General features: G+C 41.0%; 14 protein-coding genes and 2 pseudogenes. 8 read left to right on the forward strand and 8 right to left on the reverse strand.

The genetic code is table 11. The features are described 5' to 3' along the window. Positions 1-108: 108 nt before the first annotated feature. Positions 109-552 carry a thioesterase family protein gene (locus ACGTJS_RS06775; RefSeq protein ID WP_315040688.1) on the reverse strand — a complete coding sequence of 148 codons (444 nt, stop codon included), beginning with the start codon at positions 550-552 and terminating at the stop codon, positions 109-111. 392 nt (positions 553-944) lie between these two features. Here ACGTJS_RS06775 and rpmI point away from each other — a divergent pair, with 392 nt between their 5' ends. The 6 genes from rpmI (at position 945) to ACGTJS_RS06805 (ending at position 6,202) form a co-directional block, all read left to right on the forward strand. Further along, a complete protein-coding gene (rpmI, locus tag ACGTJS_RS06780) occupies positions 945-1,136 on the forward strand; it encodes a 50S ribosomal protein L35 (protein ID WP_315040685.1) in 192 nt (63 codons plus the stop codon). Between the two features lie 39 nt (positions 1,137-1,175). After that, the gene (gene rplT, locus ACGTJS_RS06785; protein ID WP_019520317.1) at positions 1,176-1,532 is read left to right on the forward strand and encodes a 50S ribosomal protein L20; all 357 of its coding nucleotides are present in this window, start codon (positions 1,176-1,178) and stop codon (positions 1,530-1,532) included. Between the two features lie 348 nt (positions 1,533-1,880). Then, positions 1,881-2,903, forward strand: a complete 1,023-nt coding sequence (pheS, locus tag ACGTJS_RS06790; protein WP_410473243.1) for a phenylalanine--tRNA ligase subunit alpha — start codon at positions 1,881-1,883, stop codon at positions 2,901-2,903. A gap of 328 nt (positions 2,904-3,231) precedes the next feature. Beyond that, positions 3,232-4,473, forward strand: a complete 1,242-nt coding sequence (locus tag ACGTJS_RS06795; protein WP_410471533.1) for an NnrS family protein — start codon at positions 3,232-3,234, stop codon at positions 4,471-4,473. A 136-nt stretch (positions 4,474-4,609) separates the two neighbouring features. Continuing rightward, positions 4,610-5,233, forward strand: coding sequence for a PH domain-containing protein (locus tag ACGTJS_RS06800; protein WP_315040676.1), 624 nt, complete (start codon positions 4,610-4,612; stop codon positions 5,231-5,233). Positions 5,234-5,284: 51 nt separating this feature from the next. Continuing rightward, on the forward strand, positions 5,285-6,202 hold the full coding sequence (locus ACGTJS_RS06805) for a lysine exporter LysO family protein (protein ID WP_410471534.1): 918 nt from the start codon (positions 5,285-5,287) through the stop codon (positions 6,200-6,202). 13 nt (positions 6,203-6,215) lie between these two features. Here the strand turns inward: ACGTJS_RS06805 and rapA are convergent, their stop codons facing one another. The 5 genes from rapA to argH all read right to left on the reverse strand — a co-directional run bounded on the left by rapA (position 6,216) and on the right by argH (position 12,492). After that, positions 6,216-9,050, reverse strand: a complete 2,835-nt coding sequence (gene rapA, locus ACGTJS_RS06810; RefSeq protein WP_410471535.1) for an RNA polymerase-associated protein RapA — start codon at positions 9,048-9,050, stop codon at positions 6,216-6,218. Between the two features lie 114 nt (positions 9,051-9,164). Then, positions 9,165-9,458 (reverse strand): oxidative damage protection protein, encoded by a 294-nt coding sequence (locus ACGTJS_RS06815; protein ID WP_315040672.1) that lies wholly within the window; start codon positions 9,456-9,458, stop codon positions 9,165-9,167. Positions 9,459-9,552: 94 nt separating this feature from the next. Further along, a complete protein-coding gene (locus ACGTJS_RS06820) occupies positions 9,553-9,894 on the reverse strand; it encodes a gamma-glutamylcyclotransferase family protein (RefSeq protein WP_410471536.1) in 342 nt (113 codons plus the stop codon). 238 nt (positions 9,895-10,132) lie between these two features. Further along, a complete protein-coding gene (locus tag ACGTJS_RS06825) occupies positions 10,133-11,029 on the reverse strand; it encodes an IS982 family transposase (protein ID WP_410471537.1) in 897 nt (298 codons plus the stop codon). A gap of 74 nt (positions 11,030-11,103) precedes the next feature. After that, on the reverse strand, positions 11,104-12,492 hold the full coding sequence (argH, locus tag ACGTJS_RS06830) for an argininosuccinate lyase (protein ID WP_410473244.1): 1,389 nt from the start codon (positions 12,490-12,492) through the stop codon (positions 11,104-11,106). Positions 12,493-12,562: 70 nt separating this feature from the next. Here argH and ACGTJS_RS06835 point away from each other — a divergent pair, with 70 nt between their 5' ends. Further along, positions 12,563-13,717: a histidine kinase gene (locus ACGTJS_RS06835; protein ID WP_410471538.1), complete on the forward strand. Its 1,155-nt coding sequence runs from the start codon at positions 12,563-12,565 to the stop codon at positions 13,715-13,717. Positions 13,718-13,837: 120 nt separating this feature from the next. Here the strand turns inward: ACGTJS_RS06835 and ACGTJS_RS06840 are convergent. Together ACGTJS_RS06840 and ACGTJS_RS06845 are read right to left on the reverse strand one after the other, a co-directional pair. Next, a pseudogene (locus ACGTJS_RS06840) lies at positions 13,838-13,956 on the reverse strand (LysE family transporter); the annotation flags it as partial. Between the two features lie 162 nt (positions 13,957-14,118). Further along, positions 14,119-14,343 (reverse strand): annotated as a pseudogene (locus ACGTJS_RS06845) (Fic/DOC family N-terminal domain-containing protein); the annotation flags it as partial. Between the two features lie 168 nt (positions 14,344-14,511). Here ACGTJS_RS06845 and metH point away from each other — a divergent pair. Then, complete coding sequence (metH, locus tag ACGTJS_RS06850; protein ID WP_410471539.1) at positions 14,512-18,276, forward strand: methionine synthase; 3,765 nt, start codon at positions 14,512-14,514, stop codon at positions 18,274-18,276. Positions 18,277-18,291 lie beyond the last annotated feature (15 nt).

Below are 18,291 nucleotides of genomic sequence, written 5' to 3' on the forward strand. Positions count from 1 at the left end.
CTTTATTATCATGTTAAAAAATATTTGGATAAAAAAAGCACCCCATTGAGTGCCTTTTTTAACAACAATTTTTTATAAAAAAATGCCAAAAAATCGTGCTAAAAGTGGTTAAATGGCAAACTCTTTTAACTCTACCGCCTCACGCAATGCACCTTTTAACGGCACTTCTTGGTTCAAACGATAATCATACGCCACAAAGCCCATCACCGCACGTGCCACGTCCGAGCCATCATACATACGAGTTACTTTAAAAATAAAATCACCGCCATTATCGGTAATATTCTGCACGCCCACCTCAAACAACAACTCTTCACGAGCTTTGGCACGGCTGACAAAATAAGTCGCCACATTGGTGATAATAAAGCCTTGATAGTCGCTGTTAATCTCTTTGACACCTTTTGAATATAAAAACCTTGCACGTGCCTCAGCCAGTAAAGCGACCATCGCATCAATCGTCAAATGTTGACCAAAACCAATCTCAGTATGGCGTACTCGCATCACGGTTTCAAAAACAAAACTGCCTTCACCAAACTCGTTTTCTAAATCAGACACAATATTTCTCCAAATGGCAAATCGCTATATAAAGCAGTATTTTTATTCTATACCAATGTACCAGTAAATAATTTGAATAACAAGCTTTATTCGCAAAAAAATACCAATTATCCAAAAAATCAACCGATTATCCCTAAAAAATGATTATACATCAAAATTGTAAAATCACCTAATACTATTAATTTTTTACCAAAAAATAATTTATCGCCTTTTTGCCAAAAAAATCTATGTGAAAAAACTGGCAAAAGCCAAAAATTTTTGCTAGAATATGTGCTCCCACCTCAAGGCAAATTGTATTTTTTAAATTTTGCATAAAATTTAACCAATTTGACAACAAGGTAATTCATGACTTAAAGCAATTTAAGATACTTTAAGATAACAAGAGGCTTCTTATGAAATTAAAAACTCGTCGTGGTGCTGCCAAACGTTTCAAAAAAACTGCAAACGGTATCAAGCGTAAACAAGCATTCAAACGCCACATTTTGACTAAAAAATCTCCTAAACGTATCCGCCAATTGCGTGGTTGTACTATGGTTCACGTGTCTGATGTTGCTCGTGTAATCCGTATGTGCCCATACCTATAATCGGTAAATTCAATTTTAATATATAATTAGGAGTAAATTATGGCTCGTGTAAAACGTGGTGTTCAGGCAAATCGCCGTCATAAAAAAGTATTGGCTCGTGCAAAAGGTTACTACGGAGCTCGCTCTCGTGTTTTCCGTGTTGCTGTACAAGCTGTGATGAAAGCTGGTCAATATGCTTACCGTGACCGCCGTAACAAAAAACGTTCATTCCGCCGTTTGTGGATTGCTCGTATTAATGCAGGTGCTCGTTTAAATGGTTTAAGCTACAGCCGTTTAATCAATGGCTTGAAAAAAGCGAACATTGAGATTGACCGCCGTGTATTGGCAGATATCGCAATGCATGACGCACAAGCGTTCACTGCTTTGACTGAAAAAGCAAAACAAGCCTTAGCTTAATTTGTTTTTAGATAAAAGCAATAAAAAACCACTTAGTGATAAGTGGTTTTTTTGTTTTTAGGTTATGGTTAATCTTTAAAAACTTCATCAACGCTTACGTTAAAACCTCTTTTAATACGGTTGAGGTTATCATTTGTCCTTCGCTTTTGACAAATCCAATTGGCTTAATTGTGTAATGGTTGTCATTGTGACTTTCCTAGTGGTCTAGTTTTTTGGCAGTTGATAATTTATTATAATAAATTTTTTGCCAACTCAAATATAAGTTTTGCCACGCATTTACATTTTGTCAAAAAATCATTAAAATGACTGCATTTTTATCACTTAATTAAAGAAAACATTATGACCGATATGCTCCAACATTATAGCGAAACTTTGACCGATTTAAACCAAGAACAATTTGCCAAATTTGTTCAAGATGCCAAAGATTTAATCAACACCGCCCAAAATCCACAAGATTTACAAAATATTCGTGTGGCTTTGACAGGCAAAAAAAGCCATTTGACAACTTGGTCAAAACAGTTAGGCTCACTTGACGCTGACGGCAAAAAAACCATCGGCGGACAACTGCATGAAGTGCGAACGCAAATCAATGAACAACTACAACAAGCCCAAGGCGACCTAGAAGCCAAAGCCCTATCGGCAAAACTTGCCAGTGAGTCCATTGATATCACTTTGCCTGCTCGTGGACAGGTGGCGGGCAATCTGCACCCAGTTACCAAAACGGCGGAGCGTATGCAAGGTTTTTTCCGTCAGGCGGGCTTTGAGATTGCCACAGGCCCTGAGGTTGAGAGCGATTATTATAACTTTGAGGCGTTGAATATTCCAGAGTCGCACCCTGCTCGTGCCATGCATGATACTTTTTATTTTGATGCCAATTATTTGCTACGCACGCACACCAGTAGCGTGCAAATCCGCACGATGGAAAAAGGTGATTTGCCGATTCGTATTGTATGTCCAGGGCGTGTGTATCGCTGTGATAGCGACCAGACGCATTCGCCGATGTTTCATCAGTTGGAGGGTTTGTATATTAGCGAATCTACCAATTTTGCTGAGTTAAAAGGCTTGATTCATGAGTTTTTGCAGGCGTTTTTTGGCAAAAAATTGACGGTGCGTTTTCGTCCGTCTTATTTTCCGTTTACTGAGCCATCTGCGGAAGTGGATATTTTGGCGGACAATGGCAAGTGGCTTGAGGTGATGGGCTGTGGTATGGTTCACCCAAAAGTGCTTGAAAACTGTGGGATTGATGCAACCAAATATAAAGGTTTTGCCTTTGGTATGGGGATTGAGCGGTTTGCCATGTTGTATTATGGCGTGAATGATTTGCGGTTGTTCTATCAAAATGACGTTAGGTTTTTAAAGCAATTTGCTTGATTTATTAGCGTATAATTTCTATTTTGCCATACTTTACAATGGATAATAGCATTATGACTTTGGTTTGCTAAACTTGTAAGCATGAAATTATTGAAACGAAATTTAAAAAAAATTGTACGAATTTTTCTTTTTAAATTTCTATCTGCTTGTCCTAATTGTGGTAGTGAATGGATTAGCAAATCAACATATTTAAATATGACAGCAATTCATAATTTAATTAATTTTGTAATTTTATGGGCTGTTTGGCTATAAAACAACTAGCCAAATTCTGCCATTCTTGGTTAAAATAGGGTATAATATCCCAAAACATATATTTAAAAGGTATCTTATGCAAACCATCAATATGCCCACCAAACGCCCCACATCGCCCCACCCAATTTTAAACTTGGGCTTTCGGATTTTCTTTTTATCGGCAGGGATTTTTGCGATTTTAAGTATGCTGAAATGGTCGCACATCACCTTTGCCACCAAATTCGCCTTTGACCCATTGACCCAAATCATGCCGTTTTATTGGCACGGTCATGAGATGATTTTTGGTTATGGTTTGGCGTTAATTGCAGGCTTTTTATTAACCGCTGTCAAAACATGGACAAGCCAACCCATGCCGTATGGCTACAAGTTATTGATAATTTTTTTGCCGTGGGCGTTCGCTCGTATCATTTATTTAGCCAATGGCATTCAAATAAATGCTTTAACAATGTTGGCAGGTTTTTTTGATTTGTTATTTTGGTTATTGACCGTTTTTTATGTGGTAAAACCGATTTACAAAGTCCGCCAAAAACGCCAAATCGGTATCGTTGTCAAAATGAGCTTGTTATTATTGTGCCAAATTTGTTTTTATGTGGCATTGGCAAACAAAGATTTGGTATTGATGAAAGGCAGTTTATTAGCAGGATTTTATTTGATTATCGGCGTGGTGCTAACCATCGGTCGTCGTGTCATGCCGATGTTTATTGAGCGTGGCATTGCCGAAGGTGGCGAAGTGGTGCATAAAGTCAAAAATTCGGATTTGTTAGATAGATTAAGTTTGTTCGGTTTTTTTGCATTTTTTGTTTGTGATATTTTTTTGACAAATTTTGATTGGGCAAAATGGCTGATTGCGGTATCTGCCCTTGTGGTGGCGGTGGCAAATTTGTTACGGTTAAAAAATTGGCATTTGCCACAGATTTGGCGTCGTCCGTTGCTTTGGTCGCTTTGGCTGTCATTTTTTGGCATGACGGTCGGTTTTGTGTTGTTTGCTCTAGCTCCATTTGGGCTGATTAGCCATAGCCTTGCCTTGCACGCTGTGTCATTGGCAGGCGTGGGCTTGATGACACTTGCGATGATGAGCCGTGTGTCGCTTGGACATACGGGCAGAAGTGTGCATAATCCACCAAAAACCGTTGCACTGATTTTTATCTGTATGGTGATGGCGTGGCTGGTGCGTGTGTTGTGGGGTTGGTTTGTACCAAGTCTATATTTTGCGTCATTGGGCATTGCACAAGGTTTTTGGATAATGGCGTTTTTGTTGTTTGTGATAAGTTATGCCAAAATTTTGGCATCGCCAAGAACTGATGGATTGTTTGGCTAACAAATGATTGCAAAAAATAAGTCTATGATTACCATTATAGACTTATTTTTTTATCAAGACAAAAGTAAAACTTGACAAAGTCAGTCATAATCCATTAATTTGTCAAATTTATTATATGTAAAATAAGGACAAAAAAATGTTTAAAAATCTTGCTTCTGACGCATTTGGTTTAAGCGATATCGGCAAAATCATTCCGCCGAGCCAATTTAACCAAACCGATATTGACGATTATATTTTTCATGAAGACAACGAAAAAATCTATTTTGTTATCAAATCCAAAACCGATGAATATTGCTTTACCAATGTTGCCTTTTTGCACCTTGATGGACAGTCGGCGACCAGTCGTAAACGCTTGTTAAAACGTTATCCTTACCGCTATTTTCAACCTGCCAATATCATGATTGAAACCGCTGGCACGATGGATTTGGACGCAGAACTCAAATTTAATCTAGGCGGATTGGCGTTTTCTATTGATATTGATAAAAGCCAAATTGAGCAAATCCGAGATATTTACAAAGCCTTGACTGCCATTAGTGAAAAATGCAAAGTCATCGCCCACGAAGAAGCGGTGTTGGATAAAAGTTTTAACACCGTAACCAATATGTTTGGTTTAAAAAGTTTGCCAGAAAACGTGGTGTTAAGCCTACCAGATATCATCAATCAAACGGTGGCACAAGTAGAAACCGCCTATAGTCAGCGATTGGCAACCATTCGTCAATATGATTTCGGGGCGGTGTTTGAACATTATTTGCATCAATAATTTGACAAAAAACCAAGATATGATTTTCGCAAATAATTGAAAAAACTTGTTATGTTAGATAATTTTCTTACGCTTTTTTTGATTTTAACCCCATTGGTTGTGGGTTTTTTTGTTCCGTTGCCAAAAAAATATGTGCCGTATATTGATGTTTGTCTTGGCAAAATTGTGTTTGTGATTTTGTTTTTTATTGGGCTGTCGTTGTCGCAAGTGCAAAATCTTGGCTCGCAAGTCGGCTTTATTTTAAGCAATGTGCTGTTGCTTGCAGTTTTGAGTATGGGGGCAGGGTTGCTGTCGCTTTGGTGGTTTGACAAACAATATCCGTATGAGCGTCAAATTCAGCATGGAGACAATACCGCCAACATCAGCGTAACAGGCAGTGCGGTGCAGTTGGGCTGTGTGGTGCTTGGCATGTTGGTGGGGTATGCTGTGCCATTACAAAATTTGCCGATTGGCATTGATAGCGTGATAAAAGGCTTGTTGATGGTGCTGATTTTGTTGGTCGGTATCAGCTTGTCCCATGCAGGTATGACGCTCAAACAAGTGCTGATTAACAAGCGTGGCGTGCAGATGAGCGTGATTTTTTTTGTGAGTGTGAGTTTGTCTGGCGTGCTGTTTGCGTTGTTAAAGTCTGATGTCGGTATCATGCAAGGCTTGGCGATGGTGTCTGGTTATGGTTGGTATTCATTATCAGGGATTGTGATAACGGACGCTTATGGGGTGGTGTGGGGCAGTGTGGCGTTGTTCAATGATTTGCTTCGTGAGTTTATGGCAGTGATTTTTATACCGTTTTTGATAAAACGTTATCCGAGTACGGCGGTGGGACTTGGCGGTGTTACCACGATGGATTTTACTTTGCCAATTATCCAAAGCTCTGGCGGTAATGAGATTGTACCGCTTGCCATGAGCTTTGGGTTTATTATCAATATTATTTCACCTGTGTTGATGGTTGTATTTAGTAGTTTTGGTTAAATTTCACAAAAATTTAATTTGGTTTAACAGCGATTAACACACGGATACTATCAGGAATTAAGGTGAGTTGCCCCAACGCCTGTAATCCTTGCTCGTGCAAGCGTTTTAACTGATGAATTTCACTATCACGCACATTCGGATTAATCGTTTGCAAAAATTGTAACCGCTCAATTTCACGTTCAAATCGCTGATTAAAGCGTTCAATCGCTTCACGGCTAATCTCATCAAGCTGTGCATTGGCAAGGCTGACCGCTTGGTCATAACGCTGTTCAATGACTTCTCGGCGAGCTTTTACCACTTGTCCTGCACGGCTTTTATCAAGGCGTTGAATATACGGCGTAATCATCTGTGACGTAACTTTTTCGCTAAAATCCGTCCCTTGTTGGCTAATAAACACACGCAACATCGGCCTTGGCAAATAAGTTGTCAAGTTAAGCATTTTTGGGGCAATCGCCTCCACACGAAAATTCACTTCCAGCAATAACAAGCCCTCTGGCATGGCTTTGGTTTGCAAAGTGGCAACGCTGGCATTACCAAACGAACCTGAATTAATCGTTTCAAAAATACTTTGCATAAGTGGGTGTTCATAGGTCATAAACGCCATATCTTCACGCACCAAGGCTTGCTCACGCTCAAAAGTCAAAGTCATGCCATCTTCAGGAATTGCCAAGCCTTGCACCTGCACTTCATCGCTTGGGTGAAGCATAAGCGAGCCATCACGCTGACCGCTAAAATCCATGTTAATAGATGACATAAACCGCTCAAAAAAGCGTGGCAAGGTGTTGGTATCGTCAAATTCTTGCATGGTTTGGGCGATTTTGTGGGCGACACGTGGACGGCAAGAATTGTACTCAAGCAGTCTATCACGCCCTTGTTGCATCATTTCTTCTAATGCTAAACGGTGCTGTTTTCCCTCGTCAATCAAATTTTGCAAATCATCATCACTGCCTTGCCCTTCCAAAATCGGTTTTAAGTCCATGATAAACTGTTCTTGTACCGTTTGGGCGGTGGGCGAAATTTGACTAAAAATATTCAACGCATCATGATACCAACGGTACAACCGCTCGGTCGCAGTCCCCTGTACATACGGTACATGAATGTTAATCTCGCGGCGTTGTCCAATGCGGTCAAGCCGTCCGATACGTTGTTCAAGCGTGTCAGGGTTGGCAGGCAAATCAAACAAAATCAAATCACTGGCAAATTGAAAATTGCGTCCTTCTGAGCCGATTTCGGACGCAAGTAAAATCTGAGCCCCTTCCACGTCCGAAAAATACGCAGGCGCTTGGTCTCGCTCTAACAAACTCATTTGTTCGGTAAAAATCGCCGTTTTAATGCCAGCGTGCAAGCGTAATACCGCTTCTAAACTTTCAACCGTTGCACCGCTACGAGCGATTAGCAATACTTTTTTGTGTTTTAATTCATGCTTTAAAATGTCGATCAGCCAAACAACCCTTGGGTCTTCTTCTAACCAACTGCCATCAGGCTGTAACTCTTCGCTCCAAAGCTGTTCACGCAGTTTGCCATGCGTGTGATAGGTGTTTTGCCAAGTCTCTGGCAATGCGAGCGGATAACAAGTCGCTTTTCGCCCTTTAAAGCCAGAAATGAGCTGTGCCACGCTTTCACGAGTATTGCGAAACAGCACACGCCCTGTGCCATGACGGTCTAACAATTCGTTAATCGCACGCCCACGCCCTTGTTCATCATCGCTAACTTCATGCCCAAGTAGTTGTTCTAAGGTTTGTAATTGTCCTTGGGTCAAAGGTTCATTGTTTAACAAAATTTCGGCAATTTGAGCGGTTTGGGCAAAATTATCTTCGCTATCAATAAACTCGTCCAAACTACAAAAACGATGTGGGTCTAACAGTCTTAAACGGGCAAAATGGCTCTCAAGCCCCAATTGTTCTGGCGTTGCAGTAAGTAGCAAAACGCCTGATGTTTGTTTGGCAAAATCTTCCACCAATTCATATTTATCATTACCGCCTTGCTCGCTGTCCCAATGTAGATGGTGAGCTTCGTCCACTACCAATAAATCAAAACCAGCTTCCAACGCTTTTTCGTGCAAATCGGCATGGTCAAGCAACAAATCAATGCTTGCGATGATACATTGTTCGGTCAAAAATGGATTTTGTTCAGGATTATGCTCAGCAATGGACGCTGTTCGCACCAAATCAAAAATCGCAAACTCAAGGTTAAAACGTCTGCGTAACTCAATCATCCATTGATATTGCAAACTATCAGGCACAAGTATCAACACACGTTCCGCTTTGGCATTTAACAATTGTTGATGAATAATCAAACCCGCTTCAATGGTTTTGCCAAGCCCAACTTCGTCCGCCAACAACACACGTGGAGCGATACGTTTGCCAACTTCATGGGCGATATACAACTGATGTTCAATAATATCCACCCTTGCCCCCATTAAGCCTTTTAACGGGTGGCTGGCAAGATGGGCTTGCGTGTTCAAAATATCTTGACGCAGTTCATACCAGTCATTTTGATGAATACGATTGGCAAGCAAACGTTCCAACGGTTTTGCTAACTGAATACTCGCCCCAAGACGAGTTTCCATAATCGGCTTGTCCGTTTCGGCAACGTGATAACGGCACACTGCATTGGTGATTTCCACCTCGCTCACCGTAAAGGTTACGCCGTCTTGGTCGGTAATCGTATCACCTTTTTTAAACATCACACGAGAAAGCGGTGCGGACGCTTTGGCGTACACACGCGTTTCTTCGCTTTGGGGAAATAAAATATGCACACAGCGGTCATCAACCAGCACCACCACGCCCAAGCCAAGCTCATTTTCGGTATCAGATAGGTAACGTTGTCCAATGGCAAAATCAGTCATAAATTTGGTTCTTTGTCAAATAGATAAAAATTGGGATTAACACTATATAATACCAAAAATCGGCATATTAAGCTAAGAAAAATTTTTGTTAAAAAAATTTTTTGTTAAAATGAATTATGCATCACGCTCAAGCCAACCTTTTGGCTTTTCGTAATCATCGCTATCCAAAAACTTCTCACGCTGTTCAGCGATAAACTTTTTGGCTTTTGGGTCAATCATGCTTAAGTGATTTTCGTTAATCAGCATGGTTTGAAGTTCAATCCATTCTTCCCACGCTTTTTTTGATACGGTGTTTTGAATTTCCTCGCCTTTGGCATTTGGAAATGGTGGGGCGGGCAGTTTTGGCAATTCTTGTTTGTATTTTCGGCACATCACAAGGTTGGCTTTGGGGTTAAAAACTTCGGTCATGGGGTTTTCCTTTTTAATTTACATTGGTTTAAATTTACATTGGGTGTATGCAATACGCCCTTACGGTTTAGTTTAAATTGGTTAATTTCTCAAATCAATTTTTGCTGGCATCAGCATAAATCCACGCCACTTGTCCGCTGGCAAACTTGGCTTCTATGCGTTTGTAAGCGTCCACTTCATAGCTGTCAGCCTGTAATAGTTCGTTATCGTTAATGTCAAAAATCACCCCTGCCACTTTGTCATCAGCGTTATCTGTTTTGATAAGCATGGGGTGAAAACGCTTACCACTTTTTTGTAACACATCGGGGTCAGTGATTTCAATTTCGCCTAAAACATAACCGACAAGACTGTCTTGTTGTCCATCAAGCAGTCGCCCAAAGGTGGCAAGTTGGACGTTTTCTTGTTGTAACGTGCCGTAGGAGAAGAGTTTTGGCATGGGTTTTTCCTTTTTAAATTAAAAAAATTGTCGTTTCAAAAGGATTGATGAATTTTACGCCTGTTTGTTTTATCGCAAAAGTAGGTTGGGTGGAAGAATGACACCCAACATTTTACCAAAATTTCATCATGGCGTTGGGTATCGCAAGCTCTACCCAACCTACACGCTGATTATTTTAACCTCAATTCGATATAAAAAATCATTTAACTTATTGAAAAAATATAAACAAATAAGAAACCTACAATAAAGAATACCCCAACAGGACATTTTTTAATGTAGGCTTCTTTGTTTGATGACAATAAGCAATCAACCCTGCCAACAAATTACTCATAAACCCAACATAACTACGATGCCTTGAATGCTCAATTTGACACATATTCTTTAACTCATCAAACACAGTTTCAATCAAAAAACGGCGTTTAAGCAATCGTCTATTTAACCATGAAATATCTTTAGATTTCATATTCTTTTTAACATTCGTGATTAACTCAATATCTAAATGCTCATCAAGCCAATCTGTCAATGATTTATCAATATAACCTTTATCAGCAAAGAGTTTACCAAAAACATGAGATTCACAAAGTCTTTTCACAGGTTGCCTATCATCAACATTGCCTTTGGTTACGGTTAGATTGACCAATTCACCTTTATCATTGATAATGACGTGTAGTTTAAAGCCAAAAAACCACCCCATACTGCTTTTACCTCGCTGTGCTGTTTCTGCAAATACTTTGTTGCGGTTGATACGGTGATTATCACATACGGCTAAACTGGTTGAGTCAATGTAGTTTATGCCTGTGCAGTTGTTTTGCATGAGAGATTGTAGGTAGTCACACATGGGAACTATTGCTTTTTCCATGAGTTCTACCATTCTTGTGTAGCTTGGTAGGTTTGGAAAGGCAGGTTTTAGCCATTGGGTGAGGTAGTTGTAGTAGAAGGCTTTAAATTCTCTGTATTTTATTTGGTGAAATACTACCAATATGGTGATGATTTCTGATAAACTAATACGGCATGGTTTGTTTCGTGTTTTTTTACTGCTTTTGCTCTTTTGGGTTAGCATTTTCTTCTGTTGTTCGTTTGTGTATGTTTTGCAATAGTCGTCTATGTGGCAGTATAGTGCTTCGAGGTTGTCCATGTAAGAAGTCCTTGTTAGGGTTGTTTGTGGTGAATTTACTTTAACATATTGGGCTTCTTTTTTTTAGTTTTTTCTTATGTCGAATTCAGGTATTTTAAATTTTCCACTCTCTCACGCCCACGCTCAATCGCCATTTTCACTTGATTTGGCGCAGTGCCACCGATATGATTGCGAGCGTTTAGCGAACCTTCAAGCGTCAAATATTCAAACACATCATCACCAATCAAATCGCTAAAGCCTTGCAACTCTGCCAATGACAACTCACTAATATCCACGCCTTTTGCCACGCCAAGTGCCACCGTCTTGCCCACCACTTCATGAGCATCACGAAACGGCAAGCCTTTTTTCACCAAATAATCCGCCAAATCGGTCGCTGTGGCATAGCCTTTCATCGTGGCATTTCGCATATTTTCTTTATTTGGAATTAAATTTGGCAACATATCGGCAAACGCAAGTAATGAACCTGTCAAGGTGTCCACACAGTCAAACAGTGGCTCTTTATCTTCTTGATTGTCCTTGTTGTAGGCAAGCGGTTGATTTTTCATCAAGGTCAAAAGCGTGGTCAATTGCCCAAACACACGAGCGGTTTTACCACGCACCAATTCTGGCACGTCTGGATTTTTCTTTTGTGGCATAATGCTTGAGCCTGTACAAAAACGGTCTGGCACAACCACAAAGCCAAACTGAGCTGACATCCACAAAATAATCTCTTCGCTCATGCGAGACAAGTGCATCATCAAAATACTGGCGTTACTGGTAAATTCAATGGCAAAATCACGGTCGCTCACCGCATCAAGCGAGTTTTGGCAAATCCCTTCAAAACCCAAAAGCTCTGCCGTAATGGTGCGGTCAATCGGATAAGTCGTTCCCGCTAGGGCTGCCGAGCCTAACGGCATTTGATTAATGCGTTTTCTTGTACTGATAAAACGCTCACTATCACGAATAAGCATTTCAAACCACGCCATGACATGATGGGCAAAGCTGACAGGTTGGGCGGTTTGCAAATGGGTAAAGCCGGGCATGATGGTTTCGGTATGTTCGCTTGCAAGGTCTAACAAACCCAATTGCAAACGCTTTAACAGACCCAACACCACGTCCGTCTGCTCACGCATATACAGACGAATGTCGGTTGCCACTTGGTCATTACGGCTACGCCCTGTGTGCAGTTTTTTGCCGACATCGCCAATGAGTGCGGTCAAACGGCTCTCTACGTTCATGTGCACATCTTCTAATGCCACCGACCAAACAAACTTGCCGTCTGCGATTTCTTGTTTGATTTGGTTTAAGCCATCAACGATTTTTTGGCTTTCTTCGCTTGTGATGATGCCACAACGCCCGAGCATGGTGGCGTGGGCGATAGAGCCATCAATGTCTTGATTTGCCATGCGTTTGTCAAAATTGACCGAAGCGGTAAATTCGGCAACAAATTTGTCCGTTGCTTCAGAAAAACGCCCACCCCACATACTAGATGTGGTAGAATTGTCAACATGAATTGTCATTTTTTACTCCAATCGTTTCTTTGTAAAGGATTATATGTTTGCTCAATTAAAAACATCAGCAACACAATTTTTTGCTAGTATAACAAATCTCAAAGCAGTTACGCCAACAATTCCACAAAAATCTGGCGAAAAATTATTTATTCCCACTTTTGAGAGTGTGTCATCGGTTATTTTTTGGGTGATGTGGGCGGTGTTTTTGGCGTTTTATGGCTTGGCAGTCAAGTCCAGTGAGATATACAGTTTTAACCAAGCGTGTTTTTTATTTGCCGATTATTTTGTTAACAATGTGTTGATTGTACTGTTTAATATTGGTTATTTGCATTTATCTAAAAACCAGTTAAAACAGCAACCTTATGCCGAAGTTGCCAAACGTTTTTTGACTTATTCATTGGTATTGACCCCGATTGCAAGTTTGCTTGCCAATGTGGTGGTGATGCTTTTGTTTAACAATCTGATTGAGCCTGTTACCCTGCTGATTTATAGTGTGTTTAATATGGTGGTTGGCGTATTATTTTTTGGATTGTTGCTGTTTTATTTTGCCAGTCAAGACAAAAAAATTGCCGAGCAATATGCCATTTATCAGCAAGATTTGTTAGAACAAAACGAACGACTCAAAGCCCGTATCACGCCACATTTTTTCTTTAATATGTTAAATACCGTACAATATTTGGTAGAACAAGACCCAATCCAAGCCCAAAATATGCTTCGCAGTGTGTTAAGTTTATACCGAGCCTGTTTTAACGGTGAATATGAAATCGCTTTTCAAGATGAGATTGATATTTGCAAATATTATTTGAATATTGAAAACTACCGTTTTCAAGACAAATTATTGGTAAGTTGGCAACTGCCTGAAGAAGATTTGTTATACGATATGACGATTATGTCGCTGACCTTGCAATTGGTGCTTGAAAAAATGATTGTTTTTATCGTGGAAATGACAATAAGCGTGACTTATATTGACGTGATTGTGGACTGGCAAGACGACTGGGTAGAAATCCAAGTGCGGACCAGTATTTTGCAAGAATTGTCAAATAAAACCAAAGAAAATATTGCCAACAATTTAACCTTTAACCACCAGACTCAAGTCCTAAAAAATGCCTATGGCGAAGAGTCAAGCATTGATTATCACTATGATGGGGCGGATTTTGTCGTGGACATTCAATATCCATTAAAAGACATTGCTGTTTAAATAAACTAAATTATAAGTTAAACAATATTTACAAAATTGCCGTCAAAAGTTTCACCGCAAAACCAATAAACATCAGACCGACAACGCCCATGCTAACACTTGCCAAACCATGCCGACTGGCAAAATAATCGCCAAAATCAAAAAACTTAACAATGGATTGGCATAAGTCGGACTGACAAACTGCACAAAAAACGACAAAAAAACAAAATCGCCTTTGGGTTTGTCAAACTCAAAAACAACATACGGTTAAAACTATTGACGTTTGGCAGGATAAAGGTGTTGTTGCTCATGTTGTCAATCATTTGATGGCGATGTTGCCATTTTTGCACACTGCCTTTGACTAAATTAATGCCCAAATCCGTAATGCCAAATAACATTTTGCTAATAACCTTGTTTTTTTTATAAGCGGTTATTTTAAATAATTCATCGTGCGTGGTGATGATGTTTTCTATTTCCGAACTATTTTTTGCTTCTTGTAATACTAAGGTATTGATTAAAATACTTTCGTTAGGGATAGACAAGGCAACGCCTTTTAATTCAGCAAGATAGCGAGTGGCTTGGGCGGTTTTTTTTAAAACTGCGGTTGTTTCTATCTGTTGCATATTGTCAAAGGGTAAAATTTGCATAAAATTTCCTTTTTATGTATAGATTTTGCGATTTTCTATACATGACATTTTTCAAAAATCACAATATTTGTGCTAAAGCAAATTGAAAAAACTATATTTTTCAAACTTATCAATAAAAATGCTATAATAACTAAATTCTATTATTTTTAAAAGTATAAAGAGTCAGCCATGAGCCAAGCCCCATCATCTACCACCACCCACAAACCCCACAATCCAAACAATTTTACCCTAACGCCCCCTGCCAATTTTCCGTATAAAGACATTCAAGCGAATAACAAAGCACGCCTAACCGAACTGCTCAAAAATCGCATTTTATTTCTTGATGGGGCGATGGGAACGGAAATCCAAAATTATAAATTAAAAGAAGAAGATTATCGTGGTGAGCGTTTTGCCGACATTGCCAATGATGTCAAAGGCAACAACGATTTACTTGTGCTTACGCAACCGCACATTATCCAAGCCATTCACCGCTCGTACCTTGACGCAGGGGCGGACATCATTGAGACCAACTCATTTAACGGCACGCAAATCTCTATGGCAGATTATCATATGGAGCATTTGGTATATGAGATTAACAAAACATCTGCCCAAATCGCTCGCCAAGTGTGTGATGAAGTAACAGCGTTAAATCCAGACAAACCCCGTTTTGTGGCAGGGGTGCTAGGGCTGACATCTCGCACCTGCTCTATCTCGCCTGATGTCAATGACCCTGCCTTTCGTAACGTAACTTTTGATGAATTGGTGGACAATTACACCGAAGCGACTTACGCACTTATTGAAGGCGGTGTGGATATCATTTTGATTGAAACCATTTTTGACACGCTAAACGCCAAAGCCTGTATTTTTGCCGTTACAGGTGTGTTTGAAAAAATCGGTTTTGAACTACCAATTATGATTTCTGGTACGATTACCGATGCGTCTGGGCGGACGCTATCTGGGCAAACGGCTGAGGCCTTTTACAATTCCATTCGCCACGCCAAGCCAATTTCTATCGGTTTTAACTGTGCGTTGGGAGCGGACGCTTTAAAACCGCACGTCAAAACCTTATCGGACGTGTGCGAAACCTTTGTATCGGCACACCCAAACGCAGGTTTGCCCAATGAGTTTGGGGCGTATGATGAAACGCCTGATGAGACAGCGACAATGGTTGCCGATTTTGCCAAATCTGGGCTGGTTAATATTGTCGGTGGGTGCTGTGGCACAACGCCCAATCACATTGCCAAAATTGTGGAAATGGTGTCGCCTTTTGCCCCACGTCAATTGCCCGAGTACAAACCTGCTTGCCGTTTGTCGGGTTTAGAGGCGTTTAACATTACACGAGAAAGTTTGTTTGTAAACGTGGGCGAGCGTACCAACGTTACAGGCTCAAAAAAGTTTTTGCGTTTGATTAAAAACGAGGAATACACCGAAGCCCTAGACGTGGCACGAGACCAAGTGGAAGGTGGGGCTCAAGTGGTGGACATCAATATGGACGAAGCCATGCTTGATAGTAAGCAAGCGATGATTCACTTTGTCAATTTGATTGCATCCGAGCCAGACATCAGCCGCGTGCCGTTGATGATTGATTCGTCAAAATGGGACATCATTGAGGCAGGGTTAAAATGCACGCAGGGCAAGCCGATTGTCAATTCCATTTCCCTAAAAGAAGGTTATGATGAATTTGTGCAAAAAGCCAAATTGTGTATGCGATTTGGGGCGGCAGTGATTGTGATGGCGTTTGATGAAAAAGGACAAGCCGACACCGAACAGCGAAAAATTGAAATTTGTAAACGCTCGTATGATATTTTGGTGGACGAAGTGGGTTTTCCATCTGAAGACATCATTTTTGACCCCAACATTTTTGCGGTGGCGACAGGCATTGAAGAGCATAATAATTATGGTGTAGATTTTATCAATGCTACAGGCTGGATCACCCAAAACTTGCCCAATGCGATGGTGTCTGGCGGTGTGTCTAATGTGTCATTCTCGTTTCGGGGCAATCCGATTCGTGAGGCGATTCACGCTGTATTTTTGTACCACGCCATTAAAAATGGTATGACGATGGGCATTGTCAATCCTGCCATGCTTGAGCTGTATGATGAGATTGAACCGTCTGCACGAGAGGCAATTGAAGATGTGATTTTAAACCGCAATCAAGGCAGTGGCAATGAGGCGACCGAAAAACTCTTAGAAGTTGCCGAAAATTACCACGCAGGCGACAAGAAAAAAGACGGTGGGGCGGATTTGGCGTGGCGAGAATTGCCTGTGGAAAAACGCATTGAACACGCCCTTGTCAAAGGCATTACCACCTACATTAATGAAGACACCGAAGAGGCACGCCTAAAATTACCACGTCCGCTTGATGTGATTGAAGGCCCTTTAATGGACGGTATGAACGTGGTGGGCGATTTGTTTGGAGCGGGCAAAATGTTTTTACCACAAGTAGTGAAGTCTGCTCGTGTGATGAAACAAGCGGTGGCGTGGTTAAACCCTTATATTGAAGCCGAAAAAACCGCAGGCGAGAGCAAAGGCAAGGTGCTGATTGCGACCGTCAAAGGCGATGTACACGACATTGGCAAAAACATTGTAGGCGTGGTGCTAGGCTGTAATGGCTATGAAATCATTGATTTGGGCGTGATGGTGCCGTGCGAGAAAATTTTGCAAGTGGCAAAAGATGAAAAAGTGGACATTATTGGCTTGTCAGGCTTGATTACGCCTAGCCTTGATGAGATGGTTTATGTCGCCCAACAAATGCAAGAACAAGGCTTTCACATTCCGTTACTCATTGGCGGTGCGACCACGTCAAAGGCTCATACGGCTGTTAAAATTGACCAAAATTACCAAAATGATGCGGTGATTTATGTTGCCGATGCCAGCCGTGCAGTGGGCGTGGCAACGACTTTATTGTCTAAAGAATTAAAATCGCAATATGTGGCGGACATTCGTGCCGAATATGCCGAAGTCCGTGAACGCCTTGCCAATCGTCAGCCCAAAGCCCCCAAATTAACGTATAAAGAGGCGATTGAACAAGGCTTTAAGTACGATTGGGACAACTACACGCCACCTGTTCCAAAACAGCTTGGGCGAGTGGTGCTTGACGATTATCCGATTGAAAATTTGTTGCCGTATATTGACTGGACACCGTTTTTTATTTCGTGGGGATTGGTGGGTAAATTTCCAAAAATCTTTGATGATGAGATTGTGGGCGATGAGGCAAAAGATTTATACAAAAACGCTTGCCAAACCATTGATGATTTTATCAAACAAAAATTGGTGGTTGCCAAAGGCGTGTTTAGCCTAATGCCTGCCAAACGCACAGCCCCAGATACGGTGCAAATTTTTAATGAACAAGGCGAAGTTACTCATACTTTTGAGCATTTACGCCAACAATCGGACAAGGCAAGTGGCAAGCCAAATTATAGCCTAGCTGATTTTATTTCGCCAAAAGGCAATGATTATTTGGGTGGATTTACTGTGTCCATTGTGGGGACGGAAGAGCTTGCCGAGCAGTACAAGGCAAAAGGCGATGACTATAATGCGATTATGGTGCAAGCGGTGAGCGACCGTTTGGCGGAAGCCTTTGCCGAGCATTTGCACGAGTTAATCCGCAAACAATATTGGGGTTATCAAGTTGATGAAAGCTTAAGCAATGATGAGTTGATTAAGGAAAAATATGTCGGTATTCGTCCTGCCCCCGGTTATCCTGCCTGCCCAGAGCATACCGAAAAAGGCAAGTTGTTTGATTGGCTAGGCACGACCGATGCGATTGGCACGTTTTTGACCGAGAGCTTTGCGATGTTTCCTGCGTCTAGTGTGAGTGGGTTTTATTACTCGCACCCTGACAGTAATTATTTTAATGTCGGTAAAATCAGCGCCGAACAACTAGAAGACTACGCCAAACGAAAAGGGTGGGATATAGATACAGCGAAGAAATGGTTGAATCCAAACTTATAATATGATGAGGTAAGT

Origin of the sequence: Faucicola mancuniensis (assembly GCF_046523945.1) — a bacterium.
GTDB classification, from domain to species: Bacteria; Pseudomonadota; Gammaproteobacteria; order Pseudomonadales; family Moraxellaceae; genus Faucicola; species Faucicola mancuniensis.